Genomic DNA, 22164 nt, shown 5'->3' with positions numbered 1-22164 from the left:
TCCCCGAAAGTGCGGGGATCAGTGGATCAACGACGGAGCAACTGCGGTCAGCCGAGCGCGAGAGGATCTCGGGCAGTAGGTTGGGGCGGTGAGCGGACGGTTCCCGATCGAAGACGTCTCCCCCGTCGTCTCCTGCGGTCGCTACCTGGCCCGTGCGGTGGTCGGCGAGGTGGTGCCGGTGTCGGCGCGCGCCTACCGCGAGGGGCACGACGCGCTCGGCTGCAACGTGGTGTGGCTCGGCCCGGACGGGGTGGCCCGCCCGTTCACCCGGATGCGTCCGGGTGAGCCCGGCCAGGACAGGTGGCACGCCAGCATCGTGCCGGACGCGGTGGGCGAGTGGATGTTCACCGTGGAGGCGTTCAGTGACCCCTACCTGACCTGGCACAACGCGGTCACCAAGAAGGTCGCCGCCGGCCAGGGGCCGGCCGAGCTGGCCAACGACCTGGCCGAGGGCGTACGCGTGCTGAGCGCCGCCACCAAACTGGTGCCGAAGCCCGATCGGCCCCGCCTCAAGACGGCCGCGAAGGCCCTGGCCGATGTCGCCCGGCCGCTGCCGCAGCGGGTGAGTCCGGCGTTGGAGCTGGCCGACCTGCTCTGGGCGCACCCGGTCCGGGAGCTGGTCACCACCGGCGAGGAGTACCGCCTGTGGGTGGACCGCGAGCGGGCCCTCTTCTCCGCCTGGTACGAGTTCTTCCCCCGGTCCGAGGGAGCGGTCCCGGCGACCGTCGACGCGCCGGCCCGCTCCGGCACCTTCGTCACCGCCACCGAGCGGCTGCCGGGTGTCGCGGCGATGGGCTTCGACGTGCTGTACCTGCCGCCGATCCACCCGATCGGCCGGGTCAACCGCAAGGGCCCGAACAACAGTTTGCTCGCCGGCCCGGACGACCCGGGTTCGCCGTGGGCGATCGGCGCGGCCGAGGGCGGGCACGACGCCATCCACCCCGATCTGGGTACGCCGGAGGACTTCCGGGACTTCGTTGCCGCCGCCGCCGAACACGGCCTGGAGGTGGCGATGGACCTGGCGTTGCAGTGCGCCCCGGATCACCCGTGGGTGACCGAGCACCCGGAGTGGTTCACCACCCGGGCCGACGGCAGCATCGCGTACGCGGAGAACCCGCCGAAGAAGTACCAGGACATCTACCCGCTGAACTTCGACAACGACCCGGACGGCATCCGCGCCGAGGTGCTGCGGGTGGTACGGCACTGGGTCGGCGAGGGCGTGAAGATCTTCCGGGTGGACAACCCGCACACCAAGCCTGTCGACTTCTGGCACTGGCTGATCTGGGAGGTCAAGCGGGTCGACCCGGACGTGCTCTTCCTCGCCGAGGCGTTCACCCGGCCGGCGATGATGCACGGACTGGCCAAGGTCGGCTTCACCCAGTCGTACACGTACTTCACCTGGCGGACCTCGGCCGCCGAGATGCGCGAGTACTGCACGGAGTTGGTCGCGGCGGCCGACTACATGCGACCGAACTTCTGGCCCAATACGCCGGACATCCTGCACGCCTCGTTGCAGCACGGCGGGCCGCCGATGTTCAAGATCCGGGCGGTGCTGGCCGCGCTGCTCTCCCCCTCCTGGGGCATGTACGCCGGCTACGAACTGTTCGAGCACGTGGCGCGCCCCGGCGCGGAGGAGTACCTCGACAACGAGAAGTACGAGCTACGACCCCGGGACTGGGCCGGCGCCGAGGCGCGGGGCCGCTCGCTGGCGCCGTTCATCGCCACCCTCAACCGGGTACGCCGGGAGAATCCGGCCCTGCGCCGGCTGCGCAACCTGGTCTTCCACGACATCGACAACCCGGCCCTGCTGTGCTGGTCCAAGCACGATCCGGAGACCGGCAACACGGTGCTGGTGATCTGCTCGTTCGACTCGCACACAGTGCAGTGGGGCAACACCACCCTGGACATGCCGGCGCTGGGCCTGGACTGGCATGACCGGTTCACCGTGCATGACGAGCTGACCGGCGCCCGCTACGACTGGGGGCAGCGCAACGCGGTCCGGCTCGACCCGTACCTGCAACCCGCGCACGTGCTCACCCTGCGGCCGGTCGCTGCGGCGTCGCCGTCGACCGGCCCGGCCGCGGGCGGGCCGACAGAAGCCGGGACGCCGGGTCAGGGCGGCACCGAGCCGGTCACCCTCACCGTCCAGGACGTGCCCACCGACCTGTCGGGCGGCACCGCACCCACCGCTCCCGCTCAGAAGGACGACGCCCGATGGACCAGCTGATTTCCGGGGAGATCCATGACCCGCACGCCGTGCTCGGCGCGCACCCGGCCGGCGGACGTACGGTGATCCGCACCCTGCGCCGGAACGCGGGCGACGTGAGTGTGCTGGTCGGCGAGGAGCGGCACCCGATGAAGCGGGTGCACGACGTCGGTCTGTTCGAGGCCACCGTCCCCGGCGAGGTGCTCGACTACCGGCTCGACGTCGACGGGGCGCGCCACGACGACCCGTACCGTTTCCCGCCCACCCTCGGCGAGCTGGACCTGCACCTGATCGCTGAGGGCCGACACGAACGGCTGTGGGAGGCGCTTGGCGCCCGGGTCCTCGACGGCGGGGTGGCGTTCGCGGTGTGGGCACCCAACGCCCGGGGCGTGCGGCTGGTCGGCGACCTCACCGGCTGGGCACCCGACGACGGCTGGCCGATGCGCTCGCTCGGCTCGACCGGCGTGTGGGAGATCTTCGTGCCCGGCGCCACCGCCGGCAGCCGGTACAAGTACCGCGTGCTGGGCGCGGACGGGTACTGGCGGGACAAGGCCGATCCCCTCGCGGCGTACGCGGAGGTGCCGCCGGCCACCGCTTCGGTGGTGCACCGGTCGACGTTCGAGTGGTCCGACGCCCAGTGGCTGGGCCGACGGTCGCGGCGACAGCCGCACCAGGAGCCGATGAGCGTGTACGAGGTGCACCTGGGCTCATGGCGGCCCGGCCTGGGCTACCGGGAGTTGGCCGAGCAGTTGACCGCGTACGTGGTGGAGCTGGGCTTCACCCACGTGGAGTTCCTGCCGGTGATGGAGCACCCGTTCGGCGGCTCGTGGGGCTACCAGGTGACCGGCTACTTCGCCCCGACGGCCCGGTTCGGCGACCCCGACGACTTCCGGTACCTGGTGGACCGGCTGCACGCCGCCGGGATCGGGGTGATCCTGGACTGGGTGCCGGCGCACTTCCCGAAGGACGAGTGGGCCCTCGCGCGGTTCGACGGCACCCCGCTCTACGAGCATCCCGACCCGCGCCGGGGTGAGCACCCCGACTGGGGCACCTACGTCTTCGACTTCGGCCGCCGGGAGGTGCGCAACTTCCTGGTCGCCAACGCGCTGTACTGGCTGGAGGAGTTCCACGTCGACGGGCTGCGGGTGGACGCGGTCGCCTCGATGCTCTACCTGGACTACTCCCGCCAGGACGGGCAGTGGGCGCCGAACGTGCACGGCGGCCGGGAGAACCTGGAAGCCATCGCGTTCATGCAGGAGGTCAACGCGACGGTCTACAAGCATCACTCCGGGGTGATGATGATCGCCGAGGAGTCCACCGCCTGGCCGGGGGTGACCCGGGCGACAAGCGACGGCGGGCTCGGCTTCGGGTTCAAGTGGAACATGGGCTGGATGCACGACACCCTGCTCTACACCTCGAAGGACCCGATCTACCGGCAGCACCACCACCATCAGCTCACCTTCTCCCTGGCGTACGCCTGGAGCGAGAACTACACGCTGCCGATCAGCCACGACGAGGTGGTGCACGGCAAGGGCTCGCTGGTGAGCAAGATGCCCGGCGACACCTGGCAGCGGCTGGCGAACGTCCGCGTGCTGCTGGCGTACATGTGGGCGCATCCGGGCAAGCAGTTGTTGTTCATGGGTTGCGAGCTGGCCGACGACCGGGAGTGGAGCGAGGAACGCGGCCTCGACTGGTACCTGCTGCACGATCCGGCGCGGGCCGGTGTGCAACACCTGGTGGGCGACCTGAACCGGGTCTACCGGGACACCCCGGCGCTGTGGGCGCAGGACACCTCCCCCGCCGGTTTCCGCTGGCTCGCCGGAGACGACGTCGCCAACAACACCATCTCGTTCGTCCGGATCGCACCCGACGGGGCGACAGTGGTCTGCGTGGCGAACTTCTCCGCGCTGCCGCTGGAGGACTACCGGATCGGGTTGCCGGCGGCCGGCGCCTGGGCGGAGGTGCTGAACACCGACGCCCACCACTACGGCGGCTCCGGTGTCGGCAACCTGGGCACGGTGCACGCCGAGGATGTCCCCTGGCACGGCCAACCCGCCTCGGTGGCGCTCCGCGTGCCGCCCCTGGGCGCCCTCTGGCTCCGCGCGGCCTGACCGGCGGCCCGCGATGACCAGTCGGACGACCGGCGTGGTCGGGGACGGCCCAGACTAGTGCGCCGCTGCGACGGGCGGGATCAGTGGGTCGAGCCTGCCCGGCCATCGAATCCGTATCGACACATCCCTTGTGCGACCAATAGTACGCTTTATCCAATATGGGGGTTATCGGGGTAACGCGGGGAGCGCCACGTCTCAAAGGCGTGGAACGGCGCCCTGCCCTGCGCCTTTCCCCACTACCGGGTGACCGCCTTGTCTAGGCCCGACCTCGCGCCCGGCGGGCCGCCGGGCATTCCAGCCGCCGGTGCGGTCGGCGTGTCCCCTGCCCCGAACACGTCAGGGCACGCGAAGACCCCCGGACGTTCGACCGGCCGGCCACCGGCTCCGGCGGTCGCTTCCTGGATAGCCACCGCCGTGATCGGACGCGTGGTCAGCGCCATCGTCCCGCTGGCGTTGATCCCGGTGACGCTGTCGTATCTCGGCCCTGATCTGTACGGGCTGTGGATGGCAGTGATCGCGCTTACCGGCATGGCTGCCTTCGCCGACCTGGGGCTCGGTAACGGCCTGCTCACCCGGCTGGCGCCATGTTGCGCCAGTGGTGACAGTCGGCTGGCCCGCCGCTACATCACCAGCGCGTACGCGATGGTGACTGGCATCGCCCTGAGCGGCTGCGCCGTGCTGTGGCTCACCTCGGGGCTGGTTCCCTGGCGAACCGTCTTCAACGCGCCGACCTCGATCGCAGCCGCCGATGCGCGGGCGTTGACCCTGACCTGCCTGACCGCCTTCCTGCTGAACATGCCCCTGGCACTTGTCAACCGGATCCAGTTCGCCTACCGGCTGGGAGCGACAAGCAACCTCTGGCAGGCTGCCGGAGCGGCATCGTCGCTGCCGCTGGCCCTCGGAGCGGTGCACATCGACAGCCCCGCTGTCGTGGTCGTCGCCGCCGCCGTCACCGGCCCGGTGCTGGTCAACATCGTGAACACCGGCTGGACCTTCGGCCGCAAGCTGCCCCAGCTCGCCCCGACATGGCAGGCCCTGGACCCGACCATCGGCCGACAACTGCTGAAGATCAGCGGTTTGTTCGGCGTCGTCACGATCCTGATGACCATCGCGGACAACGCGGACAGCCTGATCATCGCGCACGCACAGGGCCTCGCCGAGGTCACCGCGTACGCGGTTCCGGCCCGGCTGTTCATCCAACTCGGCGTGATCGTGATGCTGGTGAATCAGCCGTTCTGGCCGGCACACGGCGAAGCGCTCGCCGCCGGGCGGGTGAGCTGGGTCCGCCGGACTTCGCGGCGGATGACACTGGTGTCCACGGTCATCGTGCTGCTGCCCGCCGCCGCTCTGGTCCTGTGGGGTGAGTGGCTGTTCGCCACGTGGTTGTCGGTGCCGCTGGTGGGCGACCGGTGGCTGTTGCCGGGCCTGGCCCTGTGGTGGCTGATCGTGGCAGCCACCTCGCCGATGTTCATGGTGCAGAACGCCGCCGGAGTCGTCCGCCCGCAACTGATCGGCTACGCCGCCTACCTCGGCCTGTCGCTCGTCGGCAAATGGTACGGCGCGCAGTGGTTTGGGATTTCCGCCGTGCCGTACGTCGGCGCGGCCTGCTACCTGCTGACGGTCGTCCCGGCGGCGGTACACGGCTATCGCCGCGCACTGGCGTCCCGGGCACTACCCGAACATTCGAAAGGTGATCTGTGTTGATACAGCATCGTGACGACTCGTCACACGTAGACAGGTTTCCCAAGGTACTGGTCGTCGGGCACATGCCGTTCGACCGCTCCACCGGCACGACGATCACCTTGTCCAACCTGTTCCACGGGTGGCCGAAGGACCGGCTGGCGCAGATATACACCTCCGGCACCGAGCCGTCGACGGAGGTATGCGAAGACTTCCTGCATTTTCCGCCCCGCGAGCACTACCCGCGTCCGCAGTATCTCGCGCTACGGATGCTTGGCTGGAACGGCACCGGCCCGGTGCAGAGCATGCCGGCACTCACCGCGGTCCGCGATGTCGCCGACCGCCGGACCACTGTCGCGAACTGGTACTCGCATCTCGTTGCGCTTGGCGACCTCAGCCCGCTGAACCTTCCGCCGCGGGTCGAACGCTGGGTGCGGCAGTACCGGCCCGACGTGGTCTACTCGATGCTCGGCAGTGTCCGATTGACCCGGTTGGCCGCCCGCGCCGCCCGGCTCTGCGGGGTGCCGATGGTTCCGCACTTCACCGACGACTGGCCGGCGACCCTGTACGGCCGCCGCGAGTTGGGGGGCGTCGCGGCGTCACGGCTGCACGCCGCGGTCCGTGACCTCGTCGGGCTCGCCCCCTGCGGCATGGCGATCAGCGAGCCGATGGCCGAGGAGTACCAGCGCCGGTACGGCATCCCGTTCGACATCTTCACGAACTCGGTGGACGCGGAGTTCTTCTCCGCCCCGCAGCCGCCGGTGGCACCGGAGCCGGACCGACCGACGAACCTCGTCTATGTCGGAGCGCTGCATCTGGGTCGCTGGCGGTCGCTGCTCAACATCGCGGCAAGTGCGGCATCGATCAGCACCGCGGCCACCCCGGTCCGGCTCACCGTGCACTGTCCGGCCGAGGACGCCGAGCGCTACGGTCGCGAGTTCGCCGGGTATCCCGGCGTGCACTTCGGGCGGTCGCTGGCCAGTCACGAGGTGCCCGCCGTGCTCGCGGCAGCGGACATTCTGGTGCACGTCGAGAGCTTCGCCGAGGACACCCGACGCTACACCCGCTATTCGGTGTCCACCAAGATCCCGCAGTACCTCGCCGCCGGCCGGCCCATCTTCGGGCACGGACCGCACGAACTCGCCTCGATGGCGTACATCCAGACGGCCGGCGCCGGAATCGTGGTCGGCACACCTGAGCCGGAGATGGTGACCGAGCAGCTGTGGAAGCTGTGTCTCGACTCGTCCTCCTGGCACGAGTACGGACGCAACGGTCGGGCGCACGCCGAGCGCCATCACCGCCGGGAGCGGGTGGCGAGGCGGTTCGCCGAGGTACTCCGACGGGCCGCGCGATCGAGCCGCACACCGAGCGGGACGAGGGAAGAAGCGTGAAGCGCTCAGGAGAGTGGATCGCCTGCGTCGGCCCGTTCCTGTTTCCCTGGGGCGACGCGAGTTCCCGCCGGGTCTTCGGCCTAGTCGGCTCGTTGGCGGCCGCCGGTCAGCAGGTGGTGGTGGCCAGTGGCGACGCGCAGCCGCGCGTACCGACGCCGGTGCCCGGCTTCGACGGGCCGGGCACCGTGTCCCACGTGGGCCTCGGTGAGGCACCAGCGGCCGGTGCGGGCCTGCTCCGCGTCTCGGTGCGGGCCTTCGTCACGTGGGGCCGACGCACGGTGCGTTGGCTGGAGGAGCAGCCGACGAAACCGTCGCACGTGCTTCTGCACGGCGGGCAGGCGCAGTACGCCCACCAGCTCATCCGCTGGTGCACCCGGCACCGGGTGCCGCTGGTGGCCGACGTGGTGGACTGGTACAACGGACGCTACGTCAGGGGTGGCAGGTTCGGGCCGTTGAACGCGAGCATGAAGCTGGCGCTGCGGCATCACTACCCGCGCTGCGACGGCATCATCGCCATCAGCGCCCTGCTCACCGAGTACTACGAGGCGCGCGTCCGGGCGGTGGTGCGGGTACCGTCGACGGTGGACGTCGCGAATCTCCCTCTCCTTGCCCCGAAGCGTCGACGTGGAGCCGCACTCGTCATCGCCTACGCGGGAAATCCCGGCCGGAACAACAAGGACCTGCTCTCCCACGTGGTGCTCGCCGCGCAGCGAGCACACTGCGCGCAGGCACCGGTCGAGCTGCGCATCCTCGGCCCGTCTCCCGACGAGGTACGTGCGCTGATCGGTGGGGCGCTGCCCGCCAACGTACGCGCACTGGGACGGCTGGCACAGCACGAGGTTCCGTTCGCGGTGCAGCAGGCCGACTTCACCGTGCTGCTACGCCGGCCGGAGCGGGCCTCCAACGCGGGCTTCTCCACGAAGTTCTGCGAGAGTCTCGCCAACGGGGTTCCGGTGATCGCGAATCTCACCGGCGACATGGCCGAGTATCTCCACCACGGGGTGGAGGGGCTGGTCTGTCCCGACTACTCCGTGGAGAGCGTGACGCAGACGCTCCGCGCTGCGGCGCGGCTCAGTGATGGGGACCGGGCGCAGCTTCGGGTGGCGGCGCGGGAGCGGGCGCTGAAGTCCCTCGACTACCGCGTCCACGCCGTCGCCCTCGGCGAGTTCTTCGATCGCCTACGCGCCTGACCTTCCGCGCACGCAGCGGCCGGGCCACGAACCCAGCAGTGGCTGGTGCGATGACTACTGCGGATTCTCCATCAACCAGTGATCCAACTCGTCGTTCTTGACCGCCTGGTACAGCTCGGCGGCGGCGGGTCGGTTCGGTAGGACGACGCTCTCGTCACCGATCATGCCCACTCCGGCGGTGGGACTGGTCAGCGTCGCCACCCGGTCGGCCCTGATCTTGCGCAGACGCCAGGCGGTGTCCCCGACGGCCAGATTCGCGTCGAGTTGCACGGCACCCGCGAGTCCTCGCAGGAAGGTGTTGAGGCGAGCCGGTTCGACCAGGATGCCCGCGCGGGTCACCTCCTGTAGCACGGCGGTAAAGATCGCCTGTTGGTGACGGATCCGGCTGAAGTCGCCATCGGCGAACTGGTAGCGCTCACGGGCGTACTCCAGGGCGACCGCGCCGTTCATCCGGTGCGTACCCGGAGGAAGGACGGCACCGCCCGCGGCAATGGACCTGAACGGCGCGTCGACGACGACGTCGATCCCGCCGAGCCCGTCGATGATCTGAGCGAACCCGGCGAAGTCCACGACTGCGACGTGGTCGACCCGGACACCTGTGAATTTCTCGACGGCTCGTACGAGCAGCGGTGCGCCACCCCAGGCGTAGGCAGCATTGATCTTGGCGTTCCTGGGTTGGTCCCCCGGGCTGGCCGTGGGGACGTTGACCCAGGTGTCACGGGGGATGGAGATGACGTACGCCCGGTCCTGGCTCGGCGGGACGTGCACCAGAAGAATGCTGTCGCTACGTTGCGCCGCCCCGGGCTGTTCAGCCTGGTCCGTACCGATCACGAGGAAGTTGAGAGCCTCATCCGGCGCCGGTCGCTGCTCGGCGGGGATGCGCTCGAAGGCGTCGACGCGCCGGATGTCGGAATCGAACGAACGAAGGTAGAGCCAACCGCCGACGCCGGCGCCGGCGATCACCAGCAGGGCCAGTATGGCAACCAGTGCCACCGCTCGGGTCCAGCGGTTGCGTAATGAACTGGGCATCCGCAGTTCCATCGTCGTCACCTCACTTTCGACGCCGGATGCCCGCCCAGTCGTGGTGCCGCCGGACCGTGGACAGGATGAAATCGACCACCCGGCGTGAGGTGTCTGGAATCCGGTAGTCGGCCGGGCAGGGCACCCCATCGGCGGAGACCTGGTCGAGCGTCGCCCCGATCGCCTCGATCACACCCCACGGCTCCAGGCCGGTCATGATTATCCCGCCGGCATCCAGCGCCTCCGGGCGCTCGATCGACTCGCGCAGGGTGACGGCCGCGAAGCCGAGGATGGCGCTCTCTTCGCTGATCGTGCCGCTGTCCGACAGGGTGCAGCGGGCGTTCCGTTGCAACTGCACGTAGTCGAGGAGACCGAAGGGTTCGTGAAACTCGATTCCGTCCAGGCCAGTCGGGTCAGCCGCGAGCGCCTCCAGCCGCTTGCGGGTCCGCGGATGGGTGGAGACCAGCACTGGTAGTCGCCACTCGTCTCGGACCGCACGCAGGCAGTCGAGCAACCTGGTCAGTCGCGCCGGATGGTCGACGTTCTCCTCCCGATGCGCGCTGACCACGAAGTACCCGTCCGGTGCCAGGTCGAGCTGGTCCAGGATGCGCGAACCCTGGATGTCCCCGGCATAGTGATCGAGCACCTCACGCATGGGCGAGCCCGTGAGCAGGATGCGGCGCGGATGCAGTCCTTCGGCAAGGAGGTTACGCCGGGCGTGTTCGGTGTAGACCAGGTTGAAGTCGGCAACGTGATCGACCAGGCGGCGGTTGGTCTCCTCGGGAACGTTCAGATCGAAGCAGCGGTTACCGGCCTCCATGTGGTAGACGGGCACCTGCATCCGCCGTGCCATCAGCGCGGCGATGCAACTGTTGGTGTCGCCGAGCACGAGCAACGCGTCCGGCCGCACCTCATCGATCGCCTGCTCGACGCCCGTGAGCACCCCGGCGAAGACCCTGGCCAGGGAGGAGGTGTCGACCCGCAGGAACCGGTCGGGTTGGCGCAGCCGCAACTCGGCGAAGAATACCTCGGACAGCGCCCGGTCCCAGTTCTGCCCGGTGTGGACAAGAACGTGATCGACCGTGCGGTCGAGCCGGTCGATCACGCGGGAAAGACGGATGATCTCGGGGCGGGTGCCCACCACGGTCATGACCCGCGTCATTTCGGCGCCCCCGTCGTCTGTGCCGCCGGAATGCACACCAACTCCGGGTAGGTGTCCGGACGGGCCGGGTCGAACAGCTCGTTGGTCCAGAACAACGTGAGCAGATCATTGTCACCGGTGTTGACGATCTCGTGGACCCACATGGTCGGCATGTCGACCACCACCGGGGAATCTCCGCTGACCGGGAAGCTGACCACATCTCGGCACCCGACCCGGCGCAGCCGGATCTCGGCGGTGCCGCGAACAACCGCGAAGCGTTCGACCTTCGCCAGGTGGAAGTGATTCCCGCGACTGACTCCGGGCCGGGTCGTCGACACGAAGGTCTGCCCACCGCCACCTCGTGCCCTGACGACCTCCGTCAGGCTCCCCCGGTTGTCGCTGCGGTCGGTCAGCGGCAGCGGCATGTCAGCTGGGAAGCAGTGCGATCGGTAGGTGTTGAACATCCGCACGGCGTGCCGGTCGGACAGCGCCGGGAACTCCCCGGACCGGTAGATGGTCGCCAGATCGGTCAGCCATTCCGCGAGGCGTGGCACGTCGATCCGTAGTGCCGGCATGGTCGAGTCCCAGGTGTGCCCGGGCGGTAGACCGATGAGCCGGGCCGCGGCATCCTGCACGTGCACCAGTGCCAGTTCGTGGTCGCCGCTCACCTCCGGCCGGCCGCCGTCGGCGAGGATCCGGCAGAAGGTCGCCACCACCGAGTTGTAGAAGGGCCGACCGTGTTCGCCGTAGAGGTTCGGCAACGGGACGTCGTCGAAGTCGTAGCCGAGGCCCGAGGCAGCGGCAAGTGTCGTGGCCGCCGCCGCCTTGCTCTCGCCGTACGGTGTCGCGTTGCCGGCTTGCACCGAATTGGCGAACACCACTCGTTTCGGCGGGGCGGGACACCGCCGGAGAGCATCGGCCAGGGACCGCGCCGAATTCACGTTCCCGGCAACCACGTCGGCCGGGCTACCCCGATTGACACCCGCGAGATGCAGGAGCAGATCCGCGCCGGCGATACGGTTGGCAACGACCGCCGGATCAGCCAACTCCGCTTGCGTCAGCACCGTCGGTGCGGGCCAGCCCACCGCCCGGAGCAGTACCCGGACATGCCAGCCGAGAAATCCGCCGGCACCGGTCAGCGCGACCTTCATGACACCAGCACCGGCTCGCGCAGGGCCAGTTCTGCTCGAATCTGCGGAAGGTTGAGCAGCACCTCCCTGACTCCCGACACGTCCAGGCGCGGTGCGTTCGCCGAGTTGAGTTCCGGAACCACGGCCGCTCCCGCGAGGGCGAGACTGTGCGGCAAGGAGTGCAGGCCACGGCCCTCCATCGGCACCCGCAGGAAGTCACCGAAGTCGTCCGCCCGCGCCACCTCTTCCGCGCTGGCCAGGCACTCGTGCAGCTTCTCGCCGAGACGGATGCCGACCACGTCGAGCTTCTCCGGGACGTCGAAGAGCTGGCACATGGCCGTGGCCAAGTCCCCCACCCGGCAGGCGCTGGCCTTGTGGATGAAGACGTCGCCGGGGTGGGCGTGCGTGAACGCGTGTTCGACCAGTCGCACCGAGTCCGCCAACGACATGAGAAAGCGTGTCATGTTGGGATCGGTGACGGTTGGCGCCCGTCCGGCCCGGATCTGCTCCACGAACAGTGGAATGACCGAGCCACGTGAGTACATGACGTTGCCGTAGCGGACACACGAGACGATCGTGTCGCTGGCGGGATGATTGCGGGCGTGCGCCTGGGCCAACTTCTCCATGATGGCCTTGGTCATCCCCATGGTGTTGACCGGCTGGACCGCCTTGTCGGTGCTCAGCAGTACGACGGAGCGCACCCCGTTACGCTCGGCCGCCTCCACCACGTTGGCGCTGCCGCACACGTTGGTCCGCACCGCCTCGATAGGGAAGAACTCGCAGGCGGGAACCTGCTTGAGAGCGGCGGCGTGGAAGATGTGGTCGACGTCGCGGGTGGCACGTAGGACAGTCTCGAAATCCCGGACGTCACCGAGGTGGTAGCGCACGCGATCATCGGTGAGCGCGTGGCGCATCGCGTCCTGCTTGGCCTCGTCCCGGCTGAGAACCCGCACCTCGGCAACGTCCCTGTCGAGCAGTCGACGGACCATCGTCTGGCCGAACGAACCGGTGCCACCGGTGACGAGAACCGTCGCGTCGGGCTCAAATGGTGTCATCAAGATCCCCTTACAGCTGTCACTACTGCCAGAGCGGAGGGCGCTCCCCCTGAAGGAGATTTACCGGATGTAGCGGCACTAAAGGAACAATCAGCCAAAAAAGGCACTTTAAGGTGGATTACGCTCTGGCTTGGTGGCGCCGCACCGCAGCAGAGGTCCTGAACCGGTCCCGCGCGGCGGCGGCCTGCCGCGACCGACCGTGCACGATCCGTGTAGCGGGGCGAGGCCGACCGGAAGGCGCTGTAGGTGGCATCTGTAGCTGCGGAACGCGACGGGGTCCGACGACCATACCGTGACGGAAGGATCGAACCGGCCCGGCACACCGATCCATCGGAGTCCGACCCCCGGGAGCAACCCGATCAACTGCGGATCTGGCTTCCCCTGCTCCTGGCCCTGTGCTGGATGCTCGGCACCTTCGCGTTCTTCTGGCTCAGCGACCTTGACCAACAGGTGCAGAACAAGACTCAGCTGTGCGTCTTCGTGTTCAGCGCCACGGCCCTGTTCGCTCTCGGATACGCCCTCCAGGTCTGGCGCTGCCCGCCAGACAGACTCCGCTGCCTCACGCCGACCGAGTTCACCAGGGCCCGGAAACTACTGGTCGTCGGAGCCAGCTACTACATCGTCGTGAGCATCGTCGCCATGGCCACGCTGGGGGCGACGGGTTCGACAAGCGTCTGGTCCAATGTGCGCGATCCGGCCACTGCCTACCTCCACAAACTGGACGCATACGAGCAGGGCATCGGCCAGAGCAGCGGGATCCTGACACTGTCTGTGCTCCTGGGCGTCTGTGGCACCATGCTGGCACCGCTTCTGGTGGTGTACTGGCAACGCCTGTCTTGGCCGCTACGGGCGGTCGGCCTGCTGGGCCTCGCCTTCCACGCGACGTACTACCTCTTCATCGGCACGCTCAAGGGCCTCGGCGACGTCGCGGTCATGCTAGGGGCGGGGCTACTCGTCGTCGCGGCAACAGCCCGCCGCCGCCGTACGCGTACCCGACGAGGAAAAGTGCTCACGGTCGCCGCGATGATCGCCATCACCTTCACGGGCTACATGGTCTTCAGTCAGGCGGCACGGAGTACCGCCTTCGGCACCAGTGACCTGGTCAAGGCGAACCCGGCCGTGGTGAACGTGGCCGGTCCCCACGTGGCCAACGGCATCGCCGCGATGCTGGTCTACCCGACCCACGGCTACCTCGGGCTAGCGCACAACCTACAGGTGCCGTTCACCTGGTCACACGGCCTGGGCAGCGCACCAGCCGCAGCCGTCCTCGCCGAGCAGCAGTTCGGCGTGGACCCATCCGCCCATCCCAACTACCCGCAACGCACGCAGGACGAGACCGCCTGGCCCGCAGATTTGTACTGGGCGACGATCTACCCCTGGCTCGCCTCTGATCTCACCTTTCCTGGGGCGGCCCTGTTCATGGGCCTGATCGGCTGGTTCTTCGCACGGGTGTGGCTGGAGGCCGCCCTCGCCCGGCGCGTGCTGCCACTACTGATCTTCGCTCAGCTCGCCATTCTCATCGCCTATCTGCCGGCCAACAACCAACTCGGCATGTCCCCGGAGTCCGTCATCGGAATGATCACCCTGTTGGCGCTCTACCTGTGCCGACCTCGACGACGGCCACCGGTCCAACCGGTTCGTCCCGCCCCCGGTCGCGCGTTGTCCGCGGCACGTTCCCAGCTGTAGGTCCCCGGCGGGCTCAGACCAGGCCGGCGCCGTGCAGCAGGGTCCACAGGCCGGCGCCGTCGGGCGCGGAGAGCCACTTCTGCCCGACCGGCCCCTCGGTGGGGCTGTCCTGCGGGACGGGCAGGCTACCGGCGAGCACCGCCTGGGTGGGTGACAGCCGGCGGATCGCCACCCCGGCGACGCTGTCCGGGTGGGCGGCGACGAACTCGCGGTAGATCTCCTGGTCGTGTTGGCCGTCGTCGCCGACGAGCAGCCAGCGGACGTCGGGGAACTCCTTGGCCAGGCGGGCCAGCGTCGCCCGCTTGTGTTCCCGGCCGCTGCGGAACCAGCGGTCCTGGGTCGGCCCCCAGTCGGTCAGCAGCAGCGGCCCGGCCGGGTAGAGGTGCCGGGACAGGAACCGGGTCAACGTGGGAGCGACGTTCCACGCACCGGTCGACAGGTAGAACACGGGCGCACCGGGGTGGGCGGTGACCAGTCGCTCGTAGAGCACCGCCATGCCGGGCACCGCCGCGCGGGCGTGCTCGTCCAGCACGAACGTGTTCCACGCGGCGAGCAGCGGCCGGGGCAGCGCGGTCACCATGACCGTGTCGTCGATGTCGGAGATGATGCCGAACCGCACCTCCGGGTCGAGGATGCGCACCGGTGCCTCGACCGGCTCGGCGTCGGGCATGCTCAGCCGCACCGAGCCCCAGCCGGGTGGCAGGGTCGCGTCGAGCACCGTGTCGATGAAGCCACTGCGGTCGGCGCGCGCCTCGTGCACCACCCCGCCGGTCTCGATGGTCACGGTGACGTGCTTGGCCGGCAGGGTGGTGAAGCTGCGCCAGCCCCGGACCTTCTCCAACCTGCCACGCTGGCGGGTGTCCGGCCGCCCCAGCAACACCCGGCACATCACCCGTACCCAACCGGGCCCGCCGTAGCCGGTGTAGGCGATGATGTTGGTCCGCCAGCCGGTACGCCGCAGCCGGCGTTCCACCAGGGCGTGCACGGCGTCCTCGATCCGCGCGGCCCGGTGCAGGTTCGGTATGGCCAGCTGGCCTGCGGGAGTCGGTGGCACGGAAGCAACCCTGCCACAGACCAGCCACCTCGGCCACGCGAGCTGAGCCGATCCGCCACGCCCGACGTCGCCGCCGTGACACACTCCGGTCGGGACGGCGACGGGGGCGAGGTCGTGCCACAAGCAGGGGCGGACCCAGTGCGACAGCGCGGGCGTTGGCGGCCACGGCTGGACCGACCGGCGCTGGTCGCGCTGCTGTTCGGGATGCTCGGCGTCGGGTACCGACTGGTCCTGGTGCTGACCACCGTGCCCGTCTCCAACAGCGACGAGGCGACCTTTGGGCTGGCCGCGCTGCACATCGCGCAGGGCCGCGAGCAGCCGATCTTCCTGTACGGCCAGCGGTACATGGGCACCCTGGAGTCGTACCTGGCCGCACCGCTGCTCGCGGTGACCGGGCCGAGCTGGCCGGCGCTGCGGTTGCCGGTGCTCGCGCTCTACGCGCTGTTCCTCTGGCTGATCCACCGGCTGACCCGGCGGATCGGCTCGCCGTGGTTCGCCGCCGTGGTCGTCGGGTTGCTCGCGCTGGGCTCCGAGCGGGTCGTCCGCGACCAGGTGACCGCGGTCGGCGGGCGGCCGGAGGTCAAGGTGGCGGTGCTGGCGATGCTGCTGGTCGTGGTGGCGCTGGCCCGAGGCACGGTACGGCGCCGGGCGCTGGCCGTGGGCGGCTTCGGGCTGCTCGCCGGGGTGGCGATCTGGTCGGACTGGCTGATCGTGCCGTACCTGGCGGTGGCCGCGCTGGCGTTGGCGTGGACCCTGCGCCGGGAGCTGTTCGGCTGGGCGGGGCTGCTGCTGGTCGCCGGCTTCGTCGTCGGGCTCGCCCCGATGATCCGGGACAACCTGGTGGCCCCACCCGGGCAGGACTCCCTGTCGGTGCTGCGTGGCATCAGCGGCGAGGACGGGCCGGCGCCGCCGTGGCCGCAGCGGCTCGGCGGTGGGCTGTTGGAGGGCGTGCCGCTGGCCGCCGGGCTCTGCCCGGTCGACGGTTGCGCCCGGTGGCAGGCGTGGTTCGGCCTGCTCTACCCGCTGCTGCTGGTGGCGGCGGCGACGCTCGCCGGGCTCGCGTACCGGCGAGGGGTCGGGCGCAGTCAGCGGGCCGGCCCGGTCGTACACCTCGCGCTGCTCGCGGGCGCGGCGCTGACCCTGCTGGCGTACGTGCGCAGCCCGCTGGCGGCCACGGATCCGCTGGGCAACGCCCGCTACCTGTCGGTGCTGCAACTGTCGCTGCCGGCGGTGCTCTGGCCGCTGTGGGTCGCGGCGGTCGCCGCCCGACGGGGCACCGCCGGCATGGCGGGCCGGGCGGCGGGTGCGGCGGCCACCGCCGTGCTGACTGCTCTCGCCGCCGGCTCGCTGGTGGTGACCGTGCTGTTCGCCTCCACCGGCGCGGCTCCGGGGCGCACCGAGGAACGCCAGGCCCGAAAGCTGGCCGACACGGTCCACGCGGCCGGCCTGCGTGAGGTGTACGGCGAGTACTGGACCTGCAACCGGCTGATCTTCAACACCGACGAGGAGGTGGTCTGCGCAGTGGTCGACGGCAGTCTGCACCCCGGGCAGAACCGCTATCCCGCGTACTGGTGGCGGCTGGCGCGGGCGCAGCGGCCCGGGTACGTGCTGGCCGCCGACGCCCCGGCGGACCGGCGGCTGCGGGAACTGCTCGGCGACCGGGCCGGCGCGGCGCTGCTCGCCGAGGTCGGTGGTTTCCGGGTGTACCACCCGCCGGAGCCGCTGCGACCGTGGCGTTAGAGTCACCCATGCTCATCCTGCTGCCGCCCTCGGAGGGCAAGGCCGAGGCCGGCTCGGGCCGCCGGCTGGACCTGGACCGCCTCTCCCTGCCGGAGCTGAACCCACGGCGGGAGGAGGTGCTGTCCGCTCTGATCGCCCTCAGCGCCGGGCCGCCGGAGGCGGCGCTGACCGCGCTCGGCCTCGGCGCCGGGCAGCACGGCGAGTTGCGGCGCAACGCCCGGCTGCGGCAGGCCGCCACCGCACCTGCCAGCCGGATCTACACCGGCGTGCTCTACGAGGCCCTCGGCCTGGCCGGCCTGCCGGCGACGGCGCAGCGGGCCGCCGGACGGCACGTACTGATCGCTTCCGGTCTGTGGGGCGCGGTACGGCTGACCGACCGGATCCCGCCGTACCGCTGCCCGATCGGTGCCCGGCTGCCCGGCATCGGTGCGCTGCCGGCGCTGTGGCGGCAGGACCTGGGTGCCGCGCTGACCACGGCCGCCGGTCGTGGCCCGGTGCTGGACCTGCGTTCCGGAGCGTACGCGGCGGCCTGGACACCGCGCGGCGAGCTGGCCGAGCGCACCGTCACCGTGCGGGTGCTGCATGAACGGGAGGTCGACGGGGTGCCGGTGCGCTCGGTGGTCAGCCACTTCAACAAGGCCACCAAGGGGCGGCTGGTCCGGGACCTGCTGCTCGCCGGTGCCCGGCCGCGTTCCGTGGCCGCGCTGGTGACGACGCTGCGGGACCTGAAGTATCAGGTGTGCGCGCAGGCCACCGCGCCCGGCCGGCCGCGTCAGGTCGACGTGATCGTTTCGGAGCTGTAACCAGGCGCAAGATTTCCTCAAAGCTGGACCGGATCGGTACCACCGGTCGGTGTCCCGGGTCACCGTAAGAGGACCCGACGCGACGAGGAGGCCCTCCGGTGGTTGCCGAACCGATCCTGCTCGACCGGTCCCGTCCGTCATCGGCCCTGCCGGGGTCCACCACGCCGCCGTCGTCTCGGCCCCCGTCGGCGCCGCTGGACTGGACGACGTTGGCCGACGCCTTCGAGACGGCCTGCCTGCTGCGCTGCATGCCGCCACCGGCCACCCCCGGGCACCGGCACCCCGGACAACAGCCCGTCCGACCGACCACGATCGAGTTCAACCGGGAGGAGGCGGCGCGGCGCACCCGGCAGTTGCTGCACCGCCTCGACATCCCGGTCCGGCACGAGGTGGCGGTCGGCGGGCTGCGCCGGCGGTACGAGCTGCACCGGCTGCACGTGGGGCGGGAGCACCGGCCGACGTACGCGGCGATCGTCGAGAACGGCTGGCGGCGGGGCCGGCGGGAACTGCTGGGTGGCCCGGTGCCGGGTGCCTCGACGGCGCGGCGGTTGTGGCGCACCCGGTTGGCCGCCGCCGCCTGGCGGGCCGCGCTGCTGGCCGGCGGCCGGCATGTCCGGCGGCACATCCTCGGGGTGCGGATCACCGACCGGGAACTCGGCGCGGTGCTGGTACGCGGTGCCGCCCTGCTGGACGTGCCGGCGCTGCTGCGTCCGAGCACCGGCTGCTTCCTGGTCAGTGTGGCCCACGGTCGGGATCGGGACCGGATCCTGCGGTACGCGGCGGAGGAGGCGGTGCAGCGGCCGGTGGCCTGACCTGCGGCCGAATCGCGGCCGCACCGCTCCGCCGTCCCCGGGGTTGCGTCATCGGGGTCCGGCGGCGCACAGTGCTGCCCGTGACCCGTACCCGGTATCCCGCCCGAGCCTGGTGGCGTGGCGCCCGCGTGGTGGTGGCGCTGACCGTGCTGTTGGCCCTGCCCGGCCTCGGCGGCTGCCGCGACGACCTGGCTGAGCCGGTGGTCATCCGGATCGCCACGGGCAGCCCCACCGCCGTCTACCACGCCTTCGGCTCGTCGCTGGCGGCCATCCTCAACCGGGAACTGCCCCAGGTCCGGGCGGAGGTGCTGGTCACCGCGGCCTCCGCGGAGAACGTGCAACTACTCAACGCCGGTGCGGCCGAACTCGGCTTCACCCAGGCCGACGTGTTGCAGGCAGACCCGGGTCCGGATCCGCCCGTGGTGGCGGTCGCCCGGGTCTACGACGACCTGCTGCACCTGGTCACCACCGCCGACAGCCCGGTGCGGACCCTGACCGATCTGCGCGGCCGGCGGGTATCGGTGGGCGCGGCCGGCTCGGGGACCAAGATCACGGTGGACCGGCTGCTCACCGCCGCCGGCCTCGACGGCACCCAGGTGCGGCAGGAACAGCTCGGGCTGGACGATTCGGTGGCCGCGCTGCGCGCCGGCCGGATCGACGCCTTCTTCTTCTCCGGCGGGCTGCCCGTACGCGCGGTCGCCCAGTTCGCCCAGGACACCCCCACCCGCATCGTCGACCTCGGCGAGTGGACCGCACGGCTACGCCGGGGCAACCCCGAGGTGTACGTGCCACGGGACATCCCCCGCTCGGTGTACGGCGTGGACCCGGTGACCACGGTGGCCAACCCGAACTACCTGGTGGTGCGGGCCAACCTGCCGGAGGCGCTGGTGCGCGAGGTGACCCGGCTGCTGATGGAACGCCGCTCCGAGCTGGCCGAGGCGCACCCGGCAGCCGGCCGGATGAGCCCCCGCTCGGCCATCGCCACCTCACCGCTGCCCCTGCACCCGGGCGCCGTCGACTACTACCGGGCCAGCAAACCCTGACCCGGGCCGATCAGCCGGCCCGCGCGGCCGGCGGCCTGGGATCGCCCAGGCGTGGGAACGGGTCGGTGGAGAAGACCACCTCCACCGGCACCTCGAAGTGCCGGGCGATACGCAGCGCCAGGTGCAGGCTCGGGCTGAACTCGCCGCGCTCCAGGTAGCCGATGGTCTGGTAGTGGACGCCCAACGCCTCGGCCAGCTGACGGCGGGAGATCCCCCGCTCGGCCCGGAGCATCGCGATGCGGTTGTGGACGTGCTCACTCATCTCGACGGCCCATCCTCAGGTCACCCGCTGCATGGCCTTCTCGCGGCGGGCCGCCACGCTCGACCCGGACTCCCGGCGGGCCATCCGGCGCAGCACCACCGGCGCCAGCACCAGCCCGGCAAGCGCCCAGCCGCCGAGCACCAGCAACGTCTCCAGGTGCCGCCACGACTCGCCGAGCTCGACGGCGGCCATGGCCTCGGGCAGCAACGCCGACCGCATGCCGAGGCCGAGCCAGTAGATGGGGAAGACCTGCGCGACCGCCTGCAACCAGCCGGGCAGGGCGGTGATCGGGTAGAAGATGCCCGACGTCGCGATGAGTCCCATCATCGGTAGCATGATCAGCCCCATGTTGCGGGGGTTGGACAGCAGCGAGCCGAAGACCGCACCGACCGGCATGGTCGCCACCATGCCGACCAGCATCACCCAGGCCAGGGTCAGCCAGGCCGCCACGCTGTCGAGCGCCAGGGCGTCAAAGAGGAGAAGACCCGGTACGAGCAGGAGGGCGACGCTGACCAGCGTCATCCCCGCAACCAGGGTGATCTTGCTGATGAGGTAGCCGAACATGCCGTTCGGGGTGGCCTTGGCCCGCAGCAGGGTGCCGTCCTCGCGTTCCACGGTGAGGATCGACGCCACGGTGACCAGCCCGCCGAACGCCACGGTCATGCCGAGGGTGCTGGGCAGCGTCTGCGCGCCGAGCGAGAACTCGGTGCCCGGCACCTTGGCGCCCCGCATGAAGAACATCACCACCAGCAGGATGACCGTCGGGAAGAGGTATCCCCAGAGGGTCTCCGCGTTGGTGAAGCTCTGCCGCAGCTCGATCCGGCCCCGGGACAGACCGGCCCGGGCGGCCACGACCAGTGGGCTCATCGAGCCACCTCCTCGAACGCGCGGTTCGCGCCGTCGGCGCGGCCGGACTCGTGATCGCGTACCAGTGTCATGTAGGTGTCCTCCAGGCTGGCCCGGCGCACCTCAAGGTCGGCGATGTCCTCGCCGTGCTGGGCGAACAACTCCCGCACGAAGCCGGTCGCGTCGGCGGTGGAGTGCACGAATCGTGCCCCGCCCTGGCTCCAGCGCACCTCGGCGTCGGCGGAGATGCGGCGGGACAGTTCATCAGCGGACCCGCTGGCGATGATGCGACCACCGGCCAGGATGAGAATCCGGTCGGCCAGTTTCTCCGCCTCGTCCAGGTCGTGGGTGGTGAGCAGGATGGTCGTGTCGTCGATGTCGGTGAGCCGGTGCACCAGATCGTGGAACTCGCGGCGGGCGGCCGGGTCGAACCCGGCGGTCGGCTCGTCGAGGAAGAGCACCTCCGGCCGGCCGACGATGCCGATCGCCACGTCCACCCGGCGACGTTGGCCACCGGAGAGTTGACCGACCTTCTTGTGCGCGTGCTCGGTCAGCCCGACCACCTGGATCAGCTCGTCGATGTCCCACGGCCGGCTGGTCCGCTCGGTCGAGTAGGGCGCGTAGTAGGAGCCGAGGTGCGCCAGCAGCTCCCGCACCCGCCACCGGCTGTGGTCGCGCCAGGACTGGAGCACCACGCCGAGTCGGGACCGCCACCGCTCGTCGCCGCGCGCCGGGTCGGTCCCCAGGACGACGACCCGGCCGCCGGACCGCATCCGGAAGCCTTCCAGGATCTCGATGGTGGTCGTCTTACCGGCGCCGTTCGGGCCCAGCAGGGCCAGCACCTCGCCGCGTCGCGCGCTGAACGACACCCCGGTGAGCACGTCGGTCGAGCCGTACCGCATGCGCAGGTCGTGCACGTCCAGGGTGAGGCCCCGGTCGGTCGGCGACGCGGTACTGGTCGGGGTCTCCGCCCCGGCGCTGACCACCATGGACC

At 70.4% G+C, this 22164-nt stretch carries 18 protein-coding genes; 10 read left to right on the top strand and 8 right to left on the bottom strand.

Annotated elements, in window-relative coordinates; all coding sequences use genetic code 11:
• Positions 1-88 precede the first annotated feature (88 nt).
• The 5 genes from O7601_RS15840 to O7601_RS15820 all read left to right on the top strand — a co-directional run bounded on the left by O7601_RS15840 (position 89) and on the right by O7601_RS15820 (position 8578).
• Positions 89-2227 (top strand): alpha-1,4-glucan--maltose-1-phosphate maltosyltransferase, encoded by a 2139-nt coding sequence (locus O7601_RS15840; protein WP_281561904.1) that lies wholly within the window; start codon positions 89-91, stop codon positions 2225-2227.
• A complete protein-coding gene (glgB, locus tag O7601_RS15835; RefSeq protein ID WP_281561903.1) occupies positions 2215-4317 on the top strand; it encodes a 1,4-alpha-glucan branching protein GlgB in 2103 nt (700 codons plus the stop codon). Before O7601_RS15840 ends, glgB begins: the two co-directional genes overlap by 13 nt.
• 414 nt (positions 4318-4731) lie before the next feature.
• Positions 4732-6021, top strand: coding sequence for a lipopolysaccharide biosynthesis protein (locus O7601_RS15830; RefSeq protein WP_281561902.1), 1290 nt, complete (start codon positions 4732-4734; stop codon positions 6019-6021).
• Positions 6015-7388: a glycosyltransferase gene (locus O7601_RS15825; RefSeq protein WP_281561901.1), complete on the top strand. Its 1374-nt coding sequence runs from the start codon at positions 6015-6017 to the stop codon at positions 7386-7388. Before O7601_RS15830 ends, O7601_RS15825 begins: the two co-directional genes overlap by 7 nt.
• Positions 7385-8578, top strand: coding sequence for a glycosyltransferase family 4 protein (locus O7601_RS15820; protein WP_281561900.1), 1194 nt, complete (start codon positions 7385-7387; stop codon positions 8576-8578). Before O7601_RS15825 ends, O7601_RS15820 begins: the two co-directional genes overlap by 4 nt.
• A 54-nt stretch (positions 8579-8632) precedes the next feature.
• Here the strand turns inward: O7601_RS15820 and O7601_RS15815 are convergent, their stop codons facing one another.
• The 4 genes from O7601_RS15815 to O7601_RS15800 are packed head-to-tail and all read right to left on the bottom strand — an operon-like array spanning position 8633 to position 12924.
• Positions 8633-9619 (bottom strand): LCP family protein, encoded by a 987-nt coding sequence (locus tag O7601_RS15815; RefSeq protein ID WP_281561899.1) that lies wholly within the window; start codon positions 9617-9619, stop codon positions 8633-8635.
• 10 nt (positions 9620-9629) lie between these two features.
• Positions 9630-10748, bottom strand: a complete 1119-nt coding sequence (wecB, locus tag O7601_RS15810; protein ID WP_281561898.1) for a UDP-N-acetylglucosamine 2-epimerase (non-hydrolyzing) — start codon at positions 10746-10748, stop codon at positions 9630-9632.
• 8 nt (positions 10749-10756) lie between these two features.
• Complete coding sequence (locus O7601_RS15805) at positions 10757-11890, bottom strand: NAD-dependent epimerase/dehydratase family protein (protein WP_281561897.1); 1134 nt, start codon at positions 11888-11890, stop codon at positions 10757-10759.
• Positions 11887-12924 (bottom strand): polysaccharide biosynthesis protein, encoded by a 1038-nt coding sequence (locus O7601_RS15800; protein ID WP_281561896.1) that lies wholly within the window; start codon positions 12922-12924, stop codon positions 11887-11889. The genes O7601_RS15805 and O7601_RS15800 overlap by 4 nt, the downstream gene beginning before the upstream one ends.
• 246 nt (positions 12925-13170) lie before the next feature.
• Between O7601_RS15800 and O7601_RS15795 the strand changes: the two genes are divergently transcribed.
• Positions 13171-14610, top strand: coding sequence for a hypothetical protein (locus O7601_RS15795; RefSeq protein WP_281561895.1), 1440 nt, complete (start codon positions 13171-13173; stop codon positions 14608-14610).
• A 13-nt stretch (positions 14611-14623) separates the two neighbouring features.
• On the opposite strand, the gene O7601_RS15790 is transcribed toward O7601_RS15795, so the two are convergent.
• On the bottom strand, positions 14624-15664 hold the full coding sequence (locus tag O7601_RS15790; RefSeq protein ID WP_281561894.1) for a phosphatase domain-containing protein: 1041 nt from the start codon (positions 15662-15664) through the stop codon (positions 14624-14626).
• 75 nt (positions 15665-15739) lie between these two features.
• Here O7601_RS15790 and O7601_RS15785 point away from each other — a divergent pair, with 75 nt between their 5' ends.
• The 4 genes from O7601_RS15785 to O7601_RS15770 all read left to right on the top strand — a co-directional run bounded on the left by O7601_RS15785 (position 15740) and on the right by O7601_RS15770 (position 20062).
• The gene (locus O7601_RS15785; RefSeq protein WP_281561893.1) at positions 15740-17404 is read left to right on the top strand and encodes a hypothetical protein; all 1665 of its coding nucleotides are present in this window, start codon (positions 15740-15742) and stop codon (positions 17402-17404) included.
• An 8-nt stretch (positions 17405-17412) separates the two neighbouring features.
• Positions 17413-18207, top strand: a complete 795-nt coding sequence (yaaA, locus tag O7601_RS15780) for a peroxide stress protein YaaA (protein ID WP_281561892.1) — start codon at positions 17413-17415, stop codon at positions 18205-18207.
• Positions 18208-18353: 146 nt separating this feature from the next.
• Positions 18354-19019, top strand: a complete 666-nt coding sequence (locus tag O7601_RS15775) for a hypothetical protein (protein ID WP_281566938.1) — start codon at positions 18354-18356, stop codon at positions 19017-19019.
• Between the two features lie 80 nt (positions 19020-19099).
• The gene (locus O7601_RS15770; RefSeq protein ID WP_281561891.1) at positions 19100-20062 is read left to right on the top strand and encodes a TAXI family TRAP transporter solute-binding subunit; all 963 of its coding nucleotides are present in this window, start codon (positions 19100-19102) and stop codon (positions 20060-20062) included.
• A 10-nt stretch (positions 20063-20072) separates the two neighbouring features.
• Here O7601_RS15770 and O7601_RS15765 read toward each other — a convergent pair whose 3' ends face one another.
• Genes O7601_RS15765 through O7601_RS15755 form a run of 3 tightly spaced genes read right to left on the bottom strand, consistent with a single transcriptional unit; the run spans position 20073 to position 22072 of the window.
• The gene (locus tag O7601_RS15765; RefSeq protein WP_281561890.1) at positions 20073-20324 is read right to left on the bottom strand and encodes a helix-turn-helix transcriptional regulator; all 252 of its coding nucleotides are present in this window, start codon (positions 20322-20324) and stop codon (positions 20073-20075) included.
• Positions 20325-20339: 15 nt separating this feature from the next.
• Positions 20340-21191 (bottom strand): ABC transporter permease, encoded by an 852-nt coding sequence (locus O7601_RS15760; protein WP_281561889.1) that lies wholly within the window; start codon positions 21189-21191, stop codon positions 20340-20342.
• Positions 21188-22072 carry an ABC transporter ATP-binding protein gene (locus O7601_RS15755; protein WP_281566937.1) on the bottom strand — a complete coding sequence of 295 codons (885 nt, stop codon included), beginning with the start codon at positions 22070-22072 and terminating at the stop codon, positions 21188-21190. Before O7601_RS15755 ends, O7601_RS15760 begins: the two co-directional genes overlap by 4 nt.
• Between the last annotated feature and the right edge of the window lie 92 nt (positions 22073-22164).

It is taken from the genome of Verrucosispora sp. WMMD573, from assembly GCF_027497175.1.
GTDB lineage: Bacteria > Actinomycetota > Actinomycetes > Mycobacteriales > Micromonosporaceae > Micromonospora.
This window is presented reverse-complemented; position numbering and strand designations above follow the sequence as displayed.